Origin of the sequence: Citricoccus sp. I39-566 (assembly GCF_031432995.1) — a bacterium.
Classification (GTDB): Bacteria; Actinomycetota; Actinomycetes; order Actinomycetales; family Micrococcaceae; genus Citricoccus; species Citricoccus nitrophenolicus_A.
On the sequence record NZ_CP133842.1, the window covers coordinates 2,080,779 to 2,099,584 of the forward strand.

Consider the following 18,806-nt stretch of genomic DNA (forward strand, 5'->3'; position numbering starts at 1 on the left):
TCCGGGCGGGCGTCAGCCCGCGGCACCGCTGCCGTGCTCGGCGATGAAGGCCCGGGCCGCGTCCAGGTCCTCCGGGGACCTCACGGCCAGTGTGGCCGTGCCCTTGAGGGCCCGCTTGGCCAGTCCGGTCAGCGTGCCGCCGGGCAGGACCTCGAGGATTCCGGTGACGCCGGCCTCACGCAGGGTCTCCATGCACAGGTCCCAGCGCACCGGCCGGGTCACCTGGTCTACGAGCTGGTCCACGAACTGCCGCCCGGAGCCCACCGCGAGGCCGTCTCGGTTGGACAGCAGGGTGACGGCCGGGTCCGAGGCCGTCAGCGTGTCGGCGTAGGCGGTCAGGGCGGGGACGGCCGAAGCCATGTACGGGGTATGGAAGGCGCCGGCGACCTTCAGGGCGATGACGCGGGCCTTGGCCGGGGGGTTCGCCGCGAGGGCGGCCAGCGCCTCCGCCGATCCGGCGGCCACGGTCTGGCCGCCCCCGTTGGCGTTGGCCGGGACGAGGCCGTGCGCGTCGAGGCTGGCGAGCACCTCGTCCGGATCGCCGCCGAGGACGGCGGCCATGCCCGTGGGTTCGGCGGCGGAGGCCTGGGCCATGCCCGTGGCGCGGATGCGGACGAACTCCAGGGCGGTCTCCGCCGTCAGCACCCCGGCCAGGGCGGCGGCGGTGATCTCGCCGACGGAGTGGCCGGCGGCCGTCCAGGATGCGGCGGGCAGGGAGTCGAGGTCCAGGGCCCGGGCGGCCAGCAGGCCGGCGGCCACGATGAGCGGCTGGGCCACCGCCGTGTCCTTGATGGTGGCCTCGTCCGAGACGGTGCCGTGGGCCGTCAGGTCGACGCCGGTCGCGGCGGACCAGGTGCCGAGGGTCTCGGCCATGCCGTCCAGCTCGAGCCATGGCGTGAGGAACCCGGGGGTCTGAGAGCCCTGTCCGGGGCACACGATCGCAAGCATGCCCTTAACTGTGTCAAAGCCGTCACCCGGTTCCGGGGCGGCAGGGGCACCAAGCTCACCTCCGGGAGTTAGAGGTTTCCTACAACCGGAGGGAGTGGCCCCGGCCGGCCCACCCGGCCCTCCCGTCTCGATCCGCCAGATCAATCCGCCAGGGCAACTCGCCGGGTCAGTCCGATCGGTGCAGGCGCCCCACGGCGAGGGCCGTCTGCAGCACGTAGGCGTCCCGGGGGACGAGCGGGTCCCAGCCGGTGACCTCGGTGACCCGGCGCAGCCGGTACCGGACGGTGTTGGCGTGGATGAACAGCTCGCGGGCGGTGCCCTCGAGGGAGTGCCCCAGTTGACAGTAGGTGTCCACGGTCTCCAGCAGGGAGTTGCCGGCGGCCAGCAGCGGTGAGTAGACGCGCTGGACCAGGACGTCGACGGCGGCGCGGTCACCGTGCAGGGCGCGCTCGGGCAGCAGGTCCTGGGCGTGGGAGGGGCGGGGCGCGCGCGGCCACGCGGCCGCGGCGGCGAGCCCGGCCAGGGCCTCCCGCGCGCTGCGGTGGGCATCCACCAGGGACTCCGAGACGGGGCCGTGGACCACCGGGCCCTCACCGAACCAGGGCGTCAGGACCTCGGCCGCGCGGTGCGGTTCGGTCACGCCACCGACCACCAGGACGATGCGTTCGGACTGGACGCCCACCAGCAGGTCGTAGCCGGCGCGGACCGCGGCCCGGCGGGCGCCGGCGAGCCGGGCGGGCAGTTCGTCGGTGGGGGTCGGCCCGGCGATCACCATGATGCCCCGGCCGCTGTTCCATCCGGCGGCCGCGGCCCGGGAGAGGATCTCGTCCGGGGCCTCCCCGCGTAGGACCGCATCCAGCAGCACCGCCTCGTTGCGGCTGTCCCACGCTCCCCGGTTCTCGGCCGCCCGGGCATAGACGTCCGCCAGCGCGAAGGCGATCTCCCGGGAGTACCGCAGCACGGCCTCGCGCACGAGCGTCTGGTCCCGGTCCTGCACGATCTCCGGCACCTGGGTCTCCACCACGTCCACCACGGTGCGGATCAGCTGCAGGGCGCGCTGCAGGCTGATCGACCGAGTCAGCTCGGTGGGTGCCCCGCCGAAGACCTCGCCCAGCAGGGTGGTGATGGAGGTGGAGGGCCGCTCGAACCAGGAGAGGAAGCCCGTGAGTCCGCGTTGGGCGATCAGCCCGAGGGAGGACCGCTCGTCCGGTGTCAGCCGCCGGTACCAGGGCAGCGTGCTGTCCAGCCGCTGCAGGGTCGCCGTGTTCAGCACCCCCAGGTGGGCCCGCAGCCGGCGCAGGGACTCCGCGGAGATCGCGCGGGCGGGCGGGGTGCTGCGGGCCTCGGACATGGTCTCGAGCATAGGCCCCGGACGGGGCTGGTGTGACGCGCGTGACGCGCGGTGTTTGTGGGAACCCCACAACGGGCGACGGCGGCCGGCCAGGTGCGCTGGGCACCTCGCCGACCGCCGTGGGTCACCGCCGGGTCAGGGCCGGCTCAGGAGTCCCCGCCGACGGTGCCCGTGGTTCCGGCGTTGACGTCGTCGATCCGGTACTTCCGGTAGGCCTCGGCCGCGGTGCCGGCCTTGACGGCACCGTCCTTCTCCAGCATCTGCAGCGCCCTGACCACCATCGAGTGGGTGTCGATGTGGAAGTAGCGGCGGGCCGCCGCACGCGTGTCGGCGAAGCCGAACTCGTCCGCGCCGAGGGTGGCGAAGTCGTTCGGGATGAAGGGGCGGATCTGGTCCGGGACCAGGGTCGCGTAGTCGGTCGTGGCCACGATGGGACCCTCGACGCCGTCCAGCTTCTGCGTGATGTACGGCGTGCGGGCGGTGCCGTCCTCGTTCCGCAGGGCCTCGCGCTCGGCGTCCACCGCATCGCGGCGCAGCTCGGTCCAGCTGGTCACCGACCACACGTCCGCGGACACCCCCCACTCCTCGGCGAGGAGCGAGGCGGCGTCGATCACCCAGGGCAGGGACACGCCGGAGCCCATCAGCTGGACCTTCGGCCCGTCGCCCTCGCCCTGGCTGAAGCGGTAGATGCCCTTGAGCAGGCCCTCCACATCCAGGTCCTCCGGCTCCGCCGGGTGGATGATCGGCTCGTTGTAGACGGTGAGGTAGTACATGACGTTGCGGACCTCGTCCCCGCGGTCGTGCTCGCCGTACATGTCCTCCAGGCCCTGGCGCACGATGTGGGCGATCTCGAAGGAGAACGCCGGATCGTAGGTCTTCACCGCCGGGTTGGTGCCCGCCAGGATCGGCGAGTGGCCGTCCATGTGCTGGGTGCCCTCGCCAGCCAGGGTGGTGCGGCCCGCGGTGGCGCCGATCACGAAGCCACGGGCCAGCTGGTCGCCGGCCGCCCAGAAGGCGTCCCCGGTGCGCTGGAAGCCGAACATCGAGTAGAAGATGTACACGGGGATCATCAGCTCGCCGTGCGTGGAGTAGGACGTGCCCACCGCGGTCATGGCCGCGGTGGCCCCGGCCTCGTTGATGCCCACGTGGTAGAGCTGGCCGGAGGTGGACTCCTTGTAGGACAGGAACAGGTCCCGGTCCACGGAGAGGTAGTTCTGGCCCTTGGGGTTGTAGATCTTGGCCGTCGGGAAGAACGAGTCCATGCCGAAGGTGCGGGCCTCGTCCGGGATGATCGGCACGATCCGGTTGCCGATGTTCTTGTCCCGCATCAGGTCCTTGAGCAGGCGCACGAACGCCATGGTCGTGGCGGCCTGCTGCTTGCCGGTGCCCTTGCGGGCGTGCTTGTACGTCGCCTCCGGCGGCATCGGGATCCGGTCGTAGCCGTCGCGGCGTTCCGGCGTGAAGCCGCCGAGCTGCCGGCGGCGCTCCATCATGTACTTGATCTCCGGGGCGTCGGCGCCGGGATGGTAGTACGGCACGTTGTACGGATCGGCCTCGATCTGCTCGTCCGTGATGGGGATGCGGTGGCGGTCGCGGAAACCCTTGACGTCCTCGACCGTGAGCTTCTTCATCTGGTGGGTCGAGTTCTTGGCCTCGAAGTTGTGGCCCAGCCCGTAGCCCTTCACCGTCTGCGCCAGGATGACGGTCGGCTTGCCCCGGTAGTCCATGGCGGCCTTGTAGGCGGCGTAGACCTTGTTGTAGTCGTGGCCGCCGCGCTTGAGGCCCCAGATCTCGTCGTCCGACATGTCGGCGACCATGTCCTTGGTCACGGAGGACCGGCCGAAGAAGTGCTCGCGCACGAAGCCGCCCGATTCGGCCTTGTAGGTCTGGTAGTCGCCGTCCAGGGTCTCGTTCATGATCCGGACGAGCTCGCCCTCGTCGTCCTGGTCCAGCAGCTGGTCCCACTCGCGGCCCCAGAGGAGCTTGATGACGTTCCAGCCGGCGCCGCGGAAGTAGGCCTCCAGCTCCTGGATGATCTTGCCGTTGCCGCGGACCGGGCCGTCGAGGCGCTGCAGGTTGCAGTTGATGACGAAGGTCAGGTTGTCCAGCTTGTCGTTCGCGGCGATGTGCAGGGCACCGCGCGATTCCGGCTCGTCCATCTCGCCGTCACCGAGGAAGGCCCAGACGTGCTGGTCCGAGGTGTCCTTGATGCCGCGGTTGTGCAGGTAGCGGTTGAACTGCGCCTGGTGGATGGCGTTGATCGGGCCCAGGCCCATGGACACCGTGGGGAACTGCCAGAAGTCGCTCTGCATGCGCGGGTGCGGGTAGGACGGCAGGGCATTCGGGGCCTTGGACTTCTCCTGGCGGAAGCCGTCGAGCTGCTCCTCGGTGAGCCGGCCCTCGAGGAAGGCGCGGGCGTAGTTGCCCGGGGAGGAGTGGCCCTGGTAGAAGATCTGGTCGCCGCCACCCGGGTGGTCCTGGCCGCGGAAGAAGTGGTTCAGGCCCACCTCGTAGAGGGTGGCCTGGCCGGCGTAGGAGGAGATGTGCCCGCCCACGCCCACGCCCTCGCGCTGGGCGCGCTGGACGATCATGGCGGCGTTCCACCGCAGGTAGTTGCGGTAGCGGCGCTCGAGCTCCTCGTCACCGGGGTACTCGGGCTCCTGGTCCACCGGGATGGTGTTGACGTAGTCCGTGGTCGTGACCATCGGCACGCCGACGGACTTGGTCCCGGCGCGCTGCAGGAGCTGGCGCATGATGTACTCCGCGCGCTCCGTCCCGCGCGCCTCGACGAGTCCGTCGAAGGACTCGATCCATTCGGCCGTCTCCTGCGGATCCTTGTCGGGCATCTGGTTGGTCAGGCCACTCAGGATGTGGGAGCTCTCTTCAGCTGCGCTCACGGCAACCTCTCTGTCGGCGGACGGTGATCCGCTGGTCTGGCGGGCCCCGCGGTCCGTCCCGGGATCATCCGGGCGGGACGCAAGTGCGGCGGGTCCCCTGCTTCCATCCCCGACTGTATAACCTGTACCGCCTGTCCTGCAGGCCCCGGCGCACTCCATGACGTGCCCCCTGCCCGGCTGGGACACGGTGTCATGGCCCGGAGTGTCCGAGACCACGTAATCTGGTGAGATGATGCCCTTATGGGTAGCTCGCAACAGTCAAGGAGAGATGTGAACCAGCCAGACTCCGCCCCCGCGGTGGGGGGACCGACGGAGACCAGTGACGGGCCGGCCGCGAAGTTGGGCCTTTCGGCAGGTCAACTGGTCCAGGAACTCGGTTTCGACGAGGACATCGACTTCGACTTCCGGAACACCCTCGAGGACGAGCTCGGCACCGAGATCCTCACCGAGGAGGATCAGGAACCAGTGGATGCCGTCATGCTGTGGTGGCGGGAGGCGGACGGGGACGTCGACGACCTGGCCGACGCCCTGATGGATGCGCAGACGTCCCTGGACACCGGGGGAGTGCTGTGGCTGATGACGCCGCGCAACGGCCGTGACGGGCACGTCTCGCCGGCCGATGTCAACGAGTCCGCGCCCACGGCCGGACTGCACGTGACCACCACCGCCGGGGTGTCCGCGGACTGGTCCGCCACCCGACTGGTCGGCAAGCGCAACCTGTGACGCCCGGCCCGGGGGAGCCGCCAGCCCTCCGGGACCAGCACGGCCAGCCGTGGCCCTGGCCGCCGCTGGCACCCGCGCACGACGCCGGCCCGGTCCCGTCCCGCGTCTGGCTCCTGTTCCTGCCGGGGGCCTTCACCCCGGTGTGCATGGCGGAACTGACCTGGGTGGACGACCTCGCCGCGCGGCTGGCCCCGGCCGGCGTCGGGCTCCGGGTCCTCTCCTGCGATTCGGCCGCGGTGCTGCGCACCGTGGCCGAGGACCTCGGGATCAACACGCCGCTGCTCTCCGACTTCTGGCCCCACGGGGCCGCCGCCCGCGCGGTGGGGGAGCTCAACGAGACCACCGGCAGGCCGCACCGGTCGAGCGTGCTCGTGGACGCCGCCGGCACGGTGTTCGCCCGGGTCCGCGCCGAGGCCGGCACTCAGCGGCGACTCGAGGACCATCTGGACTGACCCTCTGTGCTGACCATCTGGGCCCACCATCTCGGCTAGCATGGACGCTTCGGGGCCTATAGCTCAGTTGGTTAGAGCACTTCGTTTACACCGAAGGGGTCGGGGGTTCGAGTCCCTCTGGGCCCACCTCGAGACGACCCCGTCCTGGAGTCGTGACAGGATACGGCCATGGGATTCCTTGATCTGTTCCGCACACCGGCCATGGACGCCGACCTGACGATGCTGACCGAGAAGCAGGCCGGAAGGCTGCGGGAGGTCGGCGCCAAGATCGTCGAGGACCGCCTCGGGCCCGTGACCGTCCACCCACGCCACCTGGAGGGCCCGCGGGGCGAGCGTCTCGAGCTGGAGCCCCTCGCGACGCGGCTCGCCGAGCTGGGGGCGGAGGGCGACGACTTCCTCGGCGTGGTCATGCTGCACTTCACCCTGCTCCTCGACGCCATGACGACGCCCCGGGCGCTGGAGGCCGACGGTTCCGAGCGGGCCCTCGAGCACGCGGTGGTCGGGCTGTATCCACCGGAGGACCTGCCGGCGGGGCCCACGCTGGCCTGGCGTGAGTTCGCCCCCGGGCTCGTCCAGGTGCTGGCCCTGGAGCAGGGCGCCGACGAGCCCGACCACGCCCTCAACCAGGAGAGCCTGGACCGGCTCGGTGGCTGGGACCGGGTGCAGGAGGCCGCCGCCGCCAGCCTGCGTCAGGTGCCGGAGGACCAGGTCACGCGGGACGACGACCTGCTGTTCACGGCGCTGGTCGGCCTCGGGTCGGAGACCGCGCTGCGGGCCGTCGTCGGCGCGGACGTCATTGAGCAGGTGGAGGGCCGGCGGCCCGGGCCGGCCGGATACCTGTTCTCCATCCCGGACCGGGGCGTCTTCGCCTGGTACACCATCGGGGCGGCTGACGAGGCGGTGGAGGCCGCCCAGCAGATGGTCGGGTGGACCATCGAGGGGTACCAGAAGGGGCGCAACGCGATGGACCCGAACCTGTTCTGGGCCAGCGAGGCCGGGATCCAGGCGGTCACCGAGATCGAGGACGGCAGTGTGGCGTTCGACCCCCGGCACCCCGCCTTCGAGACGGCCCGGCACCTGGAGGCCACAGGAGACTAGGAGCCGGTCTCCGCGTGGCTGGCGGGCCATGGCGTAAAATCGTGGGGATGCCCTCAGGAATGCGACGCCCCGCCGCGGCGTTGGATCGGAGAGGACTCACCAAGGGACCGACCGCCCTGACGAAGGGAAACACACCATGGCCATGACCCGGACCATGTTCAAATCGAAGATCCACCGGGCCACCGTGACCCACGCCGACCTGCACTACGTCGGCTCCGTGACGGTGGACCAGGACCTGCTCGACGCCGCGGACATCCTCCCCGGCGAGCTGGTGGCGATCGTCGACGTGACCAACGGGGCGCGGCTCGAGACCTACACCATCGCCGGCGAGCGGGGCTCGGGCGTGCTCGGGATCAACGGCGCCGCCGCGCACCTCGTGGACGTGGGGGACACCGTCATCCTCATCACCTACGCGCAGCTCGAGGACGCCGAGGCCCGGGCCCTCGTGCCGAGCGTGGTGCACGTGGACGCGGACAACCGGATCGTGGACCTCGGCATCGACCCCTCGGAGGCCCTGGCCGCGGACCTGCAGCGCCCGCCCTACGCGGTCGCACGCTAGGTCCGCCGGACCCGACCCCAGCCGCACCGACGGCCGGCCGCCCCATGCGGCCGGCCGTCGTCGTTCTCCCCGGCCGTCCCGCGACCGTTCCGTGAGCAACCCCCGACCGATCCGTGGGAGTGTTCACGGGTTGTTCACCGGTGTGTCCCGGCGTGACGCCGCCGGCCCTCGCGCGACCGAGGAGATGATGGACAATGAAGGCCCAACCCGGCCGGCCCCCGGTCCAGAAGGAGATCCACCCCATGCTGCTTTCCGCGGACGCCCCCCGAGAGAACCTGCGCGAGTTCATCGACAAGCTCCGCGAGGGCGGCTACACGGTGGCCGACAAGCACACGCCGGACCCGGACCTGATCACCCCGGACGGCAAGGCCGTGGAGACCTGGCGCGAGGACTACCCCTACGAGGAGCGGCTCTCCCGCGAGGAGTACGACGTCCAGAAGTACCTGCTGCAGATCGAGCTGCTCAAACTGCAGTACTGGGGCGAGGACACCGGCCAGCGGCACCTCATCCTCTTCGAGGGCCGGGACGCCGCCGGCAAGGGCGGCACCATCAAGCGCTTCACCGAGTACATGAACCCCCGCACCGCCCGCGTGGTGGCGCTCAACAAGCCCTCGGACCGCGAGCAGGGCCAGTGGTACTTCCAGCGCTACATCAACCACTTCCCCACGGAGGGGGAGATCGTGCTGTTCGACCGCTCCTGGTACAACCGCGCCGGGGTGGAACGGGTCATGGGCTTCAGCTCGGACGATCAGTACACCACCTTCATGAACCAGGTCCCCCTGTTCGAGAAGATGCTGGTGGACGAGGGCATCCACCTGACCAAGTTCTGGTTCTCCGTGACCCAGTCCGAGCAGCGCACCCGCTTCGCCATCCGCCAGATCGACCCGGTCCGCCGGTGGAAGCTCTCGCCCATGGACCTGGAGTCCCTGGACCGCTGGGAGGACTACACCGCCGCCAAGGAGGCCATGTTCCTGCACACGGACACGGACCACGCGCCCTGGACCACCATCCGCTCCAATGACAAGAAGCGGGCCCGCCTGAACGCCATCCGGTACTTCCTGTCCCAGTTCGAGTACGACGACAAGGACCACGAGGTGGTCGGCACGCCCGATCCGCTGATCGTCCGCCGAGGCCGGGACGCCGTCGGGGACTGATCCGCCCCCGGAGAGGCGGGCGACGCCGGCCCGGTCCGGTCCCTTAGGCTGGGATCCGGCATCCCGCGGTACAGCACGCCGCGGGGACGGAACGGAAGGAACGGCATGAAGGCTGACATCGGCGTGACGGGACTGGCGGTCATGGGGGCCAATCTGGCCCGGAACTTCGCCCGGAACGGGTACACCGTGGCCCTGCACAACCGCAGCCGGGCCCGCACCGACGCCCTGGTCGCGGACCACGGCAGCGACGGCACCTTCATCCCCACCGAGACCCTGGCCGAGCTGGTGGAGAACCTCGCCGTGCCGCGCCGCGTGCTGATCATGGTCCAGGCCGGGGCGCCCGTGGACAGCGTGATCGAGACGCTCATGCCGCTGCTGGAGCCGGGGGACATCGTGATCGACGCCGGCAACTCGCACTACGAGGACACCCGCCGTCGTGAGGCCGCGCTGGCCGCGCGGGACCTGCACTTCGTGGGCATCGGCGTCTCCGGCGGCGAAGAGGGCGCCCTGAACGGCCCCGCGATCATGCCGGGCGGCCCGGAGGAGTCCTACGCGGCCCTCGGCCCCATGCTGGAGAAGATCTCGGCGCACTACGAGGGGGACCCCTGCTGCGCCTGGATCGGCACGGACGGCGCCGGGCACTTCGTCAAGATGGTCCACAACGGCATCGAGTACGCGGACATGCAGGTCATCGGCGAGGCCTATGACCTGTTGCGCTCCGTGGGCGGGATCGAGCCCGCCGAGCAGGCCGGCATCTTCCGCGACTGGAACACCACGGAGCTGGCCTCCTACCTGATCGAGATCACCGCCGAGGTCCTGGGCCACGCCGACGCCGCCACCGGGAAGCCCCTGGTGGACGTGATCGCGGACGCCGCCGGCCAGAAGGGCACCGGCCGCTGGACCGCCATCTCCGGGCTGGACCTGGGCTCGCCCATCGGGGCCATCGCCGAGTCCGTCTTCGCCCGCTCCCTGTCCAGCCAGCCGTCCATCCGGGCCACCGCCCAGCAGCTGCTGGCCGCGGGCACCGATCCGGTGAACCCCCCGCAGGACGCCGACCGGGAGGCCTTCGTGGAGGACGTGCGCCTGGCGCTCTACGCCTCGAAGCTGGTCTCCTACGCCCAGGGCCTGGACATGCTCACCGCGGCGGCCGCTGAATACGGCTGGTCCCTGGACCTCGGCACCATCGCCTCCCTGTGGCGGGACGGCTGCATCATCCGCGCCGACCTGCTCGACGTCATCATGAGGGCCTACGGCGGCCGGGACACGGACCGCCGCCCGGCGCCGGGCACCACGGCCGAGGGCCAGCCGGCCAACCTGCTGTTCGCGCCCGAGTTCCGCGATGCCATCGCCGCCGCCCTGCCGGCCTGGCGCCGCGTCGTGGCCACGGCGGCGTCGGCCGGGGTGCCCGTGCCGGTGTTCTCCTCGGCGCTGTCCTATTACGACGGGCTGCGCCGCGAGCGCCTGCCCGCCGCCCTGACCCAGGGGCTGCGGGACTACTTCGGCGCCCACACCTACCGCCGGGTGGACCGGGACGGCTCCTTCCACACCCTGTGGTCCGGCGACCGCACCGAGGTCGAGGCCTGACCCCCCCCACCCGCCAGGACCGGACACCACGACGACGGCCGGCACCTTCCAGCGGAAGGTGCCGGCCGTCGTCGTACCGGGGTCTACTGCATCAGATCCACATGGCGGGGTCCACGTACTCCGCCGGGTCCACGGCCGCCTGGTGCTCCCGAGGGGCCCGGGGGCGCCAGGTGGCGGGGATCCCGGTGGCGATGGCGTCGGCAGGGGTGTCCTTGACGACCACCGCATTGGCCCCCACGGAGGACCCCTTCCCGATCTCCACCGGGCCGAGGACCTTCGCCCCGGCGCCGACCACCACGCCGTCGCGCAGCGTGGGGTGACGCTTGACCTGTTCCAGCGAACGGCCGCCGAGGGTGACGCCGTGGTAGAGCATCACGTCGTCGCCGATCTCGGCCGTCTCGCCGATGACCACGCCCATGCCGTGGTCGATGAAGAAGCGCCGGCCGATCGTGGCGCCGGGGTGGATCTCGATCCCGGTCAGCGTGCGGGTGGCCTGGGACAGGATGCGGGCCGGGGTCTTGAGCCTCTCGACCTGCCACATCCGGTGGGTCAGCCGGTGCGCCCAGATGGCGTGCAGCCCCGAATAGACCACCGCCACCTCCACATCGCCGCGCGCGGCCGGGTCATGGGCCCGGGCATTGGCGATGTCTTCCTTCAGTCGGGACAGGAAACCCACAAGAGGCCTTTCGGTAGCTGGGATGGTCCGGCTGATCAGCCGCGGATGTCCTCGAAGAGCACGGTGGAGATGTAGCGCTCACCGAAGTCCGGGACGATGGCCACGATCAGCTTGTCCCGGTTCTCCTCGCGCCCGGCGATCTCGAGGGCGGCGGAGACGATGGCGCCGGCGGAGATGCCGCCGAGGATGCCCTCGCGCGTGCCCATGGTGCGGGCCACGGAGACGGACTCCTCCAGGTCGGCGGTGTAGACCTCGTCATAGATCTCCGTGTCCAGGACGTCCGGGACGAAGTTCGCGCCGAGCCCCTGGATCTTGTGCGGGCCGGGCTTGCCCCCCGAGAGGATGGGGGAGTCGGCGGGCTCCACGGCCACGATCCCGATCCCGGGCTTCTGCTCGCGCAGGTAGCGGCCGGCGCCGGTGATGGTGCCGCCGGTGCCGATGCCGGAGACCAGGATGTCCACGGCGCCCTCGGAGTCGGCCCAGATCTCGGGGCCGGTGGTGTCATAGTGGGCCTGGACGTTGGCCTGGGTGGAGAACTGGCGGGCCCAGATGGCGTTGTCCGAGTCGGCGACGATCTGCTGTGCCTTCTCCAGGGCGCCCCGCATGCCGTCCGCTCCCGGGGTGAGGACGATCTCGGCACCGTAGGCGCGCAGCATCACGCGGCGCTCATTGGACATGGTCTCCGGCATGGTCAGGATGACCTTGTAGCCGCGGGCCGCCCCGACCATGGCCAGCGCGATGCCGGTGTTGCCGGAGGTGCCCTCCACGATGGTGCCCCCGGGCCGCAGCTCACCGGACGCCTCGGCGGCGTCGACGATGGAGCGGCCGATGCGGTCCTTCACCGAGTTCGCCGGGCTGTAGAACTCGACCTTGACGGCGACCTTGCCGGGCAGGGACTCGGTCAGCTGGTTGAGCATGATGAGCGGCGTGTTGCCGATGGCTTCGGTGATGTTGTTCAGAATGGCCACAGCGGTATTCCTTCCGACAGCGAATGGGGGGTGACGTGGGCGGAGCGGTACTGCGGTTCAGCCTAGGACAGGCCGAGCGTCGGTGAGGGCTCCACGAGCCACGAGGAGTAACGCCGGCGCACCGCGGCCAGCTTCGGCGTGATGATCACGTGGCAGTATCCGACGTCCGGGCGGTTCGAGTAGAAGTCCTGGTGGAAGGACTCGGCCGGGTACCAGGCGCCCAGAGGCTCGATGGTGGTGACGATCGGGTCCGGCCAGTTCTCCTGGTTGCGCCGGATGGCGGCACGGAACAGCTCCTCGTCCGCGGCGTCCGCGGCGAACAGGGCCGAGCGGTACTGGGTGCCCACGTCATGGCCCTGGCGGTTCAGGGTGGTGGGGTCGTGGCCCGTGAAGAACAGGTCCAGGACCATGTCCGCGCTGATGACCGACTCGTCGAAGGCCACGCGGACGCCCTCCGCGTGGCCGGTCCGGCCGGTGCACACGGACTCGTAGTCCGGGTCCGGCCAGTCGCTGCCGGTGTACCCGGACTCCACGGCGGTGACGCCCCGGATCCTCCGGTAGACGGCGTCCAGGCACCAGAAGCAGCCGCCGGCCACGGTCAGGACCCGCGGGGACGGCTGCTGGTGCTCTGGGGTGGCTGGGGCGGCGTGCGTGTTCTCAAGATCGCTCACATCCGCCTACAGCACCGCTTCGACCGCGTTCATTCCCGTCTCAGGCAGAATGGCCTCATGAGCGCGCAGACCCAGAGCACCCGGACACCGACCCTGGCCCAGGTCCTGGAGTGCTTCGAGGAGCTGTGGCCGGCCTCGCTGGCCGAGGGCTGGGACGCCACCGGACTGGTGGCCGGCCGCCCCGATCAGCCGGTCGAACGCATCCACTTCGCCGTGGACCCCGTCCAGGACGTGGCGGACGAGGCCGTGGGCGCCGGAGCCCAGCTGCTGGTGACCCACCATCCGCTGCTGCTGCGCGGGGTGCACTCGGTGGCGGCCACCGGGTACAAGGGTCGCATCGTCCACACCCTGATCGAGGGTGGCTGCGCCCTGCTGACCGCGCACACCAACGCCGACTCCGCCGTGGGCGGGGTCTCCGACGTCCTCGCCGACATCCTCGGCCTGCAGGACGTGGTCCCGCTGGCCCCCGTCCGGGACGGCCTGCCGGAGGAGGGGCTCGGCCGGGTGGGCACCCTGGAGCAGTCCATGCCCCTGTCCGAGTTCGCCGCCCGCGTGTACGGCGCGGTGCCCGCCGTGGCCGGCGGGGTGCGCGTGGCGGGGGACCGGGACGGGATCGTGCACCGGGTGGCCGTGTGCGGCGGGGCGGGGGACGGCCTGTTCGACGAGGTTCGGGCCGCCGCCGCGGACGTCTACGTCACCGCGGACCTGCGCCACCACCCCGCCTCCGAGCTCCGGGAAGCCGCCCGGTTGACCGGCGGCCGCCCCTACCTCGTGGAGGTCTCCCACTTCGGCAGCGAATGGCTGTGGCTGCCCGCCGCGGCCCAGGCGCTGGACACCCTGCTCGCCGAGAGCGGCTTCGACGTGGAGATCGCCGTGAGCGGGCAGAACACCGACCCCTGGGACTTCGTCCTGACCCCCGGCAGCTGAGGAGCCCGCCATGAGTAACCCCACAGCATCACCCGCCGACCAGCTCCGGCTCCTGGACCTGCAGCAGCTGGACACGGCGCTGGACCGGGCCCGGCACCGCATGCAGCAGCTGCGCCAGGACCCCCAGTACGCGGCCCTGCAGCGGACGCTCGCCGACCGGCAGGCCACCGCAGAGCAGACGGCCGCCGCGCTCCAGGACGCCCGCGAGGCGGTCCGGCGGGCCGAGACCCGCGTGGCCGAGGTGCAGGCACACCGGGACCGCAACCAGAAACGCCTCGACGCCGGCCAGGGCTCGGCCAAGGACCTCGAGAACATGATGCACGAGCTGGCCACCCTGAAGTCGCTGCAGGACGAGCACGAGGGCACCGAGCTGGAGGCCATGGAGGCCGCTGAACAGGCCGAGGGCGTCGATGCCACGGCCCAGCGGGATCTCGCCGCGGCACGGGCCGCCGCCCAGGAACGGGGCGCCGCCGTGAAGCAGGAGGCCTCCGGCGTCGCCGCCGAGGGCAACGACCTCACCGGGCAGCGCAAGGCGCTGGCCGCCACCCTGCCGGCGGACCTAGTGGCCCACTACGACAGGATCCGGGAGCGCAGCGGCGGGATCGGGGCGGCCCGGCTGGTCGGCAACACCTCCGAGGCCTCCGGCATGCCGATCAGCCCCGCCGACCTGGCCCAGATCGAACAGACACCCGTGGAGACGCTGGCCTACTGCCCCGATTCGGGAGCCATCCTGGTCCGTGCCGAACAGGCCTAGACTCGACCGGTCCCGCACCACGCCCGCTCCATCCCGCTTCACCCACACCGTCCGCACCGTCCACAGGAGATCTCCGCGTGCCCCAGCAGTCCACCCCCTCCACCGGCCGTCTCCTCTATGTCGAGGCCGACGGCGGTTCCCGCGGCAATCCCGGTGTGGCCGGCTACGGTGCGCTGGTGCGCGACCCTGAGACCGGAGCGGTCCTGGACATCGAGGCCCAGCCGCTGGGCCGCGCCTCGAACAACGTGGCGGAGTACTCGGGCATGATCGCCGGACTGCGGATGGCCCGGCAGATCGACCCGGACGCCGCCGTGCACGTGCGGTTGGACTCCAAGCTGGTGGTGGAGCAGATGAGCGGGCGCTGGAAGATCAAGCATGCGGACATGCAGAAGCTGGCCGCCGAGGCCCGCGGCATCCTTCCCGCCGGCCAGGTCACCTATGAGTGGATCCCGCGCGCGAAGAACAAGGACGCCGACCTGCTCTCCAACGAGGCCATGGACGCCGGTGCTGCGGGCACCGAGTGGGTCAAGGCGAGATCGGGCCTCAAGGTGACCGGGAGCGCGCCAGCGTCCGCCCCCTCACCCGCGTCCGCCCCCTCACCCGCGTCCGCCCACGACGCCGGCCCGCCCGCCCCGGCGGAGCGGGTGCCGGAACCCGCAGCGGACGGTGCCCCGGCCGGCGTCGTGCTCCCGCGGCGTGCGGGGCGACTGCACCACGTGGAGATCTGGGTGGAGGACCTCGAGGCAGCACGGTCCAGCCTGGGCTGGCTGTTCCAGGAGCTCGGTTACGTCGTGAGCGGCGAATGGTCCGAAGGGACCAGCTACCAGGGGGCGGGGGAATACCTCGTCTTGGAATCGGGCCCGCAGGTCGGTGCCGGCGGTCACGACCGGCTTCGGCCGGGACTGAACCACGTGGCGTTCCATGCCGGCTCACGGACGGAGGTCGATGCCCTGACCGACGCCGCCCAGAGCCGTGGCTTCACCCTGCTGTTCGCGGACCGGCATCCCTTCGCCGGTGGGCGGAGCCACTACGCGGCCTACCTGGAGGCGCCGAACGGCTTCGAGGTCGAACTCGTCGCCGACCCGGCCTAGTCCTCGCCGTACCCGGACGCGCACCCGCTTGCCGGCAGGTCGAAAGCGACCGCCGCGGAACGGATGGCCGCATAGTTCTCGGCGGAGGGCGCCACGAGTGCCCTGTCGTGTCATCACCGAGGGAACACCATGCTCATCACGCACCGCCGCCGGATCGCCGGCGTGATGGCCCTCCTGGCCATCACCATCACCCTGGCAGGGCCCGTATCCGCCAGCACTGCCCCCGCAGCCGACGCCGCGACCACCACGGCCTGCGCCACCCCGGACTTCACCGACGTCCCCAGCCGGGCGAGCTTCTACGAGCCCATCACCTGGCTGCGCTGCGAACAGATCAGCACCGGCTACTCCAACGGGTCCTACGCCCCGCATCAGCAGATCACCCGCGGGGAGACCGCCCAGCTGCTCTACCGTTTCTCCGGCGAAGCGCACAGCGCCGGCACCCGCATCGACTTCACCGACGTTCCCGCCTCCCGCTCCGCCTTCACCGCGGTCTCCTGGATGCAGGCCAAGGGCTACTCCACCGGCTACGCCAACGGCACCTTCGGCATCGACCGGCCCATCACGCGCGGCGAACTGTCCGCCTTCCTCTACCGCATGTCCGGCCAGGGGGTCACCGCCCCCACCACGTCACCGTTCCCGGACCTGAGTACTCGAGACCACTTCTACACCCCGGCCACCTGGTTCCACGCCACCGGAATGGTCTCCGGCTACGCCGACGGCACCTTCCGCCCCCACCGTGCCGTCACCCGCGGGGAATCCGCCCAGTTCCTCTACGCCCTCGAGACCCGGGTGAACGGCACTCCGCCGACCTACACGGTCCCGGTCCGCCAGGCCTCCGGACCCGTCAACGCCACCGGTGGCACGGGCGGCGCCTACCGGGACGCCCAGGCCGTCCCCTTCAGCAACGGCACCACCAGCTCCCAGTACCACCTGTACGCCGGGCACCTCAACGCGTCCACGCCGCACGGCATCATGATCCACCTGCACGGCGACGGCGGCTTCGAGTACAGGCAACCCCAGTGGTCCACCGTCCCGGCCTACGAGAAGCTGGCCGAGCAGCACGGATTGATGCTCGTCGTCCCCAGCACGCCGGACCGGGCCACCGACACCTGGTGGCGGAAGGACACCTCCGGTCAATACGCCGCCGACCTGCTGAAGGACCTGGGCCGGAAGTACAACCTGGACTTGAACCAGGTGTACTGGACCGGCTACTCCGGAGGAGCCGACACGGTCGCCCGGCACATGATGAACTCCCACTCCGCCGGGTGGACCGGTGGGGCGGCCGTGCTGGTGGCCGGTGGCGGGATCTACGGACAGCAGGCACCGCTCCGCCCGATCTCCAGCACCCTGATGAGGAACTACGAGATGCACTGGGTGGTCGGGGCCGACGACACCCCATCCCGTGGCGGGGCCTCCGGAGACTTCGACGCCGTTCACGCCGCCCGCCTCGGTGCTGCCTTCTACTCGGGCCTGGGCATGGACACCTCCCTGACCATCAAGCCGGGCCTGGATCACTGGGAGATCGCCCCCTCAGGGCCGGCCAGGCTCGCCGAGGTGCTCGCCTCCCGCTGAACGGGGGAACCAGTCACGTTTCGGCAGAAGGCGACCCGGGCTCAGGCTCATCGACCGATCCCGCCGACTCCCGCCCACCAGTGGTCAGGCTCCTCCGACGGTGGTGTGCTCGTCCGGAAGGGTGATCTGCAGACTCGACGGCTTCGCTCCGGTTCCCGGCACGAGGTCCACGGACCAGTCGTGGGTGCCCTCGGCGGAACCGGCGGCCGCGATCACCTCCGCGGCGGACTCGGGTGATGTCACGACCCGGGGGCCGGCCAACAGCAGTTCACGGGCCACCAGGCCACGGGTGTACTTGGCGAAATGGGAGACGACCTTGCGCTCACCCTTACGGATCTGGAAGACGTCCACGGTGGCCGTGGTCGCTGCGGGGGCCTTCCACTGCGCCGCATAGCCACCCGAGCGGCCGTCGATGATGACACCGGTGTGCTCGGCGTGGGCATCCAGCGCAGGGGTGAGCCGCGGCTTCCACCAGCTGGACATGCGGCCCAGCCCGGGCAGGGAGCTGGTCACGGACAGGCGGTGGTTCGGGATGTGGTCACCCAGGGAGAGCACCCCGAACAGGCCGGAGAAGACGAGGACCTTCTCGCGGGCCCGCCGGCGGGCGGTCTCCGGAAGCGAGGCATAGTCGAGGGCGTCGTAGAGCACCCCGGTGAACACCTGGTGGACCGGGGCAGCAGGCGACTCCATGAGCACCAGGTTGGCGTCGATGTCCGCCCGCACGGTCTCGCCGACGCCCAGCACCTTGGCGGCATCCGGTGCGGAGGAGACAGCGGCGAGGATGCCCATGGCCGTGGTCCGCTCACCGGCCAGCGTGGGCAGGACGAGGGAGGCGAGGTCCAGGGGTGTGCCGGAACGGGGAGCGGTCTTGCCCTCGGAGGGCGGCAACAGGATGAGCACCGAAACAGCCTAGCCAGTGCCCGGCCCTCTCGCGTCCGCGTAGACTGGTGCGCCGGGACAGGCTGGCGGACGGCCGCAGGGCGCCGGTGACGGCGCCGTGAGGAACGTCCGGGCTCCACAGGGCAGGATGGTGGGTAACGCCCACTCGGGGTAACCCGCAGGACAGTGCCACAGAAAGCAGACCGCCTGGTCCGCGACGGTGTCCGCACCGCCGCGGCCCCGGTGAGGGTGAAAGGGTGGTGTAAGAGACCACCAGCGGTCCGGGTGACCGGATCGGCTCGGTAAACCCCATCCGGAGCAAGGCCGAACAGGATGTGTTCGAGGGCTGCCCGCCCGAGCATCCGGGTTGGCCGCTCGAGCCCGTCGGCAACGGCGGGCCTAGATGGATGGCCGTCGCTGGGAGGCGGGTGACCGCCCCCGGTACAGAACCCGGCGTACAAGCCAGCCTGTCCCACTCCACGTACGACGAATCCCCCGCCGG

At 71.0% G+C, this 18,806-nt stretch carries 17 protein-coding genes, 1 tRNA gene and 1 other RNA gene; 12 read left to right on the forward strand and 7 right to left on the reverse strand.

Annotated elements, in window-relative coordinates:
• Positions 1-12: 12 nt before the first annotated feature.
• The 3 genes from RE421_RS09510 to aceE form a co-directional block, all read right to left on the reverse strand.
• The gene (locus RE421_RS09510; RefSeq protein ID WP_309809127.1) at positions 13-948 is read right to left on the reverse strand and encodes an ACP S-malonyltransferase; all 936 of its coding nucleotides are present in this window, start codon (positions 946-948) and stop codon (positions 13-15) included.
• A gap of 166 nt (positions 949-1,114) precedes the next feature.
• Positions 1,115-2,299, reverse strand: a complete 1,185-nt coding sequence (locus RE421_RS09515; protein ID WP_309809128.1) for a helix-turn-helix domain-containing protein — start codon at positions 2,297-2,299, stop codon at positions 1,115-1,117.
• Positions 2,300-2,445: 146 nt separating this feature from the next.
• Complete coding sequence (aceE, locus tag RE421_RS09520; RefSeq protein WP_309809131.1) at positions 2,446-5,196, reverse strand: pyruvate dehydrogenase (acetyl-transferring), homodimeric type; 2,751 nt, start codon at positions 5,194-5,196, stop codon at positions 2,446-2,448.
• Positions 5,197-5,466: 270 nt separating this feature from the next.
• Here aceE and RE421_RS09525 point away from each other — a divergent pair, with 270 nt between their 5' ends.
• The 7 genes from RE421_RS09525 to gndA all read left to right on the forward strand — a co-directional run bounded on the left by RE421_RS09525 (position 5,467) and on the right by gndA (position 10,766).
• Positions 5,467-5,919, forward strand: a complete 453-nt coding sequence (locus tag RE421_RS09525) for a DUF3052 domain-containing protein (protein ID WP_309809132.1) — start codon at positions 5,467-5,469, stop codon at positions 5,917-5,919.
• On the forward strand, positions 5,916-6,371 hold the full coding sequence (locus RE421_RS09530; protein ID WP_309809134.1) for a redoxin domain-containing protein: 456 nt from the start codon (positions 5,916-5,918) through the stop codon (positions 6,369-6,371). Before RE421_RS09525 ends, RE421_RS09530 begins: the two co-directional genes overlap by 4 nt.
• 52 nt (positions 6,372-6,423) lie before the next feature.
• Positions 6,424-6,497, forward strand: a tRNA-Val gene (locus tag RE421_RS09535).
• A 42-nt stretch (positions 6,498-6,539) separates the two neighbouring features.
• Positions 6,540-7,469 carry a hypothetical protein gene (locus RE421_RS09540; RefSeq protein WP_309809136.1) on the forward strand — a complete coding sequence of 310 codons (930 nt, stop codon included), beginning with the start codon at positions 6,540-6,542 and terminating at the stop codon, positions 7,467-7,469.
• A 142-nt stretch (positions 7,470-7,611) separates the two neighbouring features.
• Positions 7,612-8,028 (forward strand): aspartate 1-decarboxylase, encoded by a 417-nt coding sequence (gene panD / locus RE421_RS09545; protein ID WP_309817256.1) that lies wholly within the window; start codon positions 7,612-7,614, stop codon positions 8,026-8,028.
• 242 nt (positions 8,029-8,270) lie between these two features.
• A complete protein-coding gene (gene ppk2, locus RE421_RS09550) occupies positions 8,271-9,182 on the forward strand; it encodes a polyphosphate kinase 2 (RefSeq protein ID WP_309809138.1) in 912 nt (303 codons plus the stop codon).
• A gap of 105 nt (positions 9,183-9,287) precedes the next feature.
• Entirely contained in the window at positions 9,288-10,766 is a 1,479-nt protein-coding gene (gene gndA / locus RE421_RS09555) for an NADP-dependent phosphogluconate dehydrogenase (protein WP_309809140.1), read from the forward strand.
• A 91-nt stretch (positions 10,767-10,857) separates the two neighbouring features.
• On the opposite strand, the gene epsC is transcribed toward gndA, so the two are convergent.
• From epsC to msrA, 3 genes are all read right to left on the reverse strand, one after another.
• Complete coding sequence (gene epsC, locus RE421_RS09560; RefSeq protein WP_309809142.1) at positions 10,858-11,442, reverse strand: serine O-acetyltransferase EpsC; 585 nt, start codon at positions 11,440-11,442, stop codon at positions 10,858-10,860.
• A gap of 35 nt (positions 11,443-11,477) precedes the next feature.
• Positions 11,478-12,410, reverse strand: a complete 933-nt coding sequence (cysK, locus tag RE421_RS09565; protein ID WP_309809144.1) for a cysteine synthase A — start codon at positions 12,408-12,410, stop codon at positions 11,478-11,480.
• 62 nt (positions 12,411-12,472) lie between these two features.
• A complete protein-coding gene (msrA, locus tag RE421_RS09570) occupies positions 12,473-13,012 on the reverse strand; it encodes a peptide-methionine (S)-S-oxide reductase MsrA (protein ID WP_309817259.1) in 540 nt (179 codons plus the stop codon).
• A gap of 126 nt (positions 13,013-13,138) precedes the next feature.
• On the opposite strand from msrA, the gene RE421_RS09575 reads away from it, so the two are divergent.
• From RE421_RS09575 to RE421_RS09590, 4 genes are all read left to right on the forward strand, one after another.
• Positions 13,139-14,008: a Nif3-like dinuclear metal center hexameric protein gene (locus RE421_RS09575; RefSeq protein WP_309809146.1), complete on the forward strand. Its 870-nt coding sequence runs from the start codon at positions 13,139-13,141 to the stop codon at positions 14,006-14,008.
• Between the two features lie 10 nt (positions 14,009-14,018).
• On the forward strand, positions 14,019-14,762 hold the full coding sequence (locus RE421_RS09580; protein WP_309809148.1) for a DNA-binding protein: 744 nt from the start codon (positions 14,019-14,021) through the stop codon (positions 14,760-14,762).
• A gap of 77 nt (positions 14,763-14,839) precedes the next feature.
• Entirely contained in the window at positions 14,840-15,853 is a 1,014-nt protein-coding gene (locus RE421_RS09585) for a reverse transcriptase-like protein (protein WP_309809152.1), read from the forward strand.
• A gap of 129 nt (positions 15,854-15,982) precedes the next feature.
• On the forward strand, positions 15,983-17,425 hold the full coding sequence (locus RE421_RS09590; RefSeq protein ID WP_309809153.1) for an S-layer homology domain-containing protein: 1,443 nt from the start codon (positions 15,983-15,985) through the stop codon (positions 17,423-17,425).
• 84 nt (positions 17,426-17,509) lie between these two features.
• Here the strand turns inward: RE421_RS09590 and RE421_RS09595 are convergent, their stop codons facing one another.
• Positions 17,510-18,325, reverse strand: a complete 816-nt coding sequence (locus RE421_RS09595) for a peroxide stress protein YaaA (RefSeq protein WP_309809154.1) — start codon at positions 18,323-18,325, stop codon at positions 17,510-17,512.
• 57 nt (positions 18,326-18,382) lie between these two features.
• Between RE421_RS09595 and rnpB the strand changes: the two genes are divergently transcribed.
• Positions 18,383-18,779: RNase P RNA component class A (gene rnpB / locus RE421_RS09600), an RNA gene on the forward strand.
• Positions 18,780-18,806 lie beyond the last annotated feature (27 nt).

Coding starts and splice junctions, on each gene's coding strand:
- RE421_RS09540 (WP_309809136.1), top strand. CDS start 6,540: ATGGGATTCCTTGATCTGTTCCGCACACCGGCCATGGACGCCGACCTG.
- RE421_RS09580 (WP_309809148.1), top strand. CDS start 14,019: ATGAGTAACCCCACAGCATCACCCGCCGACCAGCTCCGGCTCCTGGAC.
- gndA (WP_309809140.1), top strand. CDS start 9,288: ATGAAGGCTGACATCGGCGTGACGGGACTGGCGGTCATGGGGGCCAAT.
- RE421_RS09575 (WP_309809146.1), top strand. CDS start 13,139: ATGAGCGCGCAGACCCAGAGCACCCGGACACCGACCCTGGCCCAGGTC.
- panD (WP_309817256.1), top strand. CDS start 7,612: ATGACCCGGACCATGTTCAAATCGAAGATCCACCGGGCCACCGTGACC.
- ppk2 (WP_309809138.1), top strand. CDS start 8,271: ATGCTGCTTTCCGCGGACGCCCCCCGAGAGAACCTGCGCGAGTTCATC.
- RE421_RS09515 (WP_309809128.1), bottom strand. CDS start 2,299: ATGTCCGAGGCCCGCAGCACCCCGCCCGCCCGCGCGATCTCCGCGGAG.
- RE421_RS09590 (WP_309809153.1), top strand. CDS start 15,983: ATGCTCATCACGCACCGCCGCCGGATCGCCGGCGTGATGGCCCTCCTG.
- RE421_RS09510 (WP_309809127.1), bottom strand. CDS start 948: ATGCTTGCGATCGTGTGCCCCGGACAGGGCTCTCAGACCCCCGGGTTC.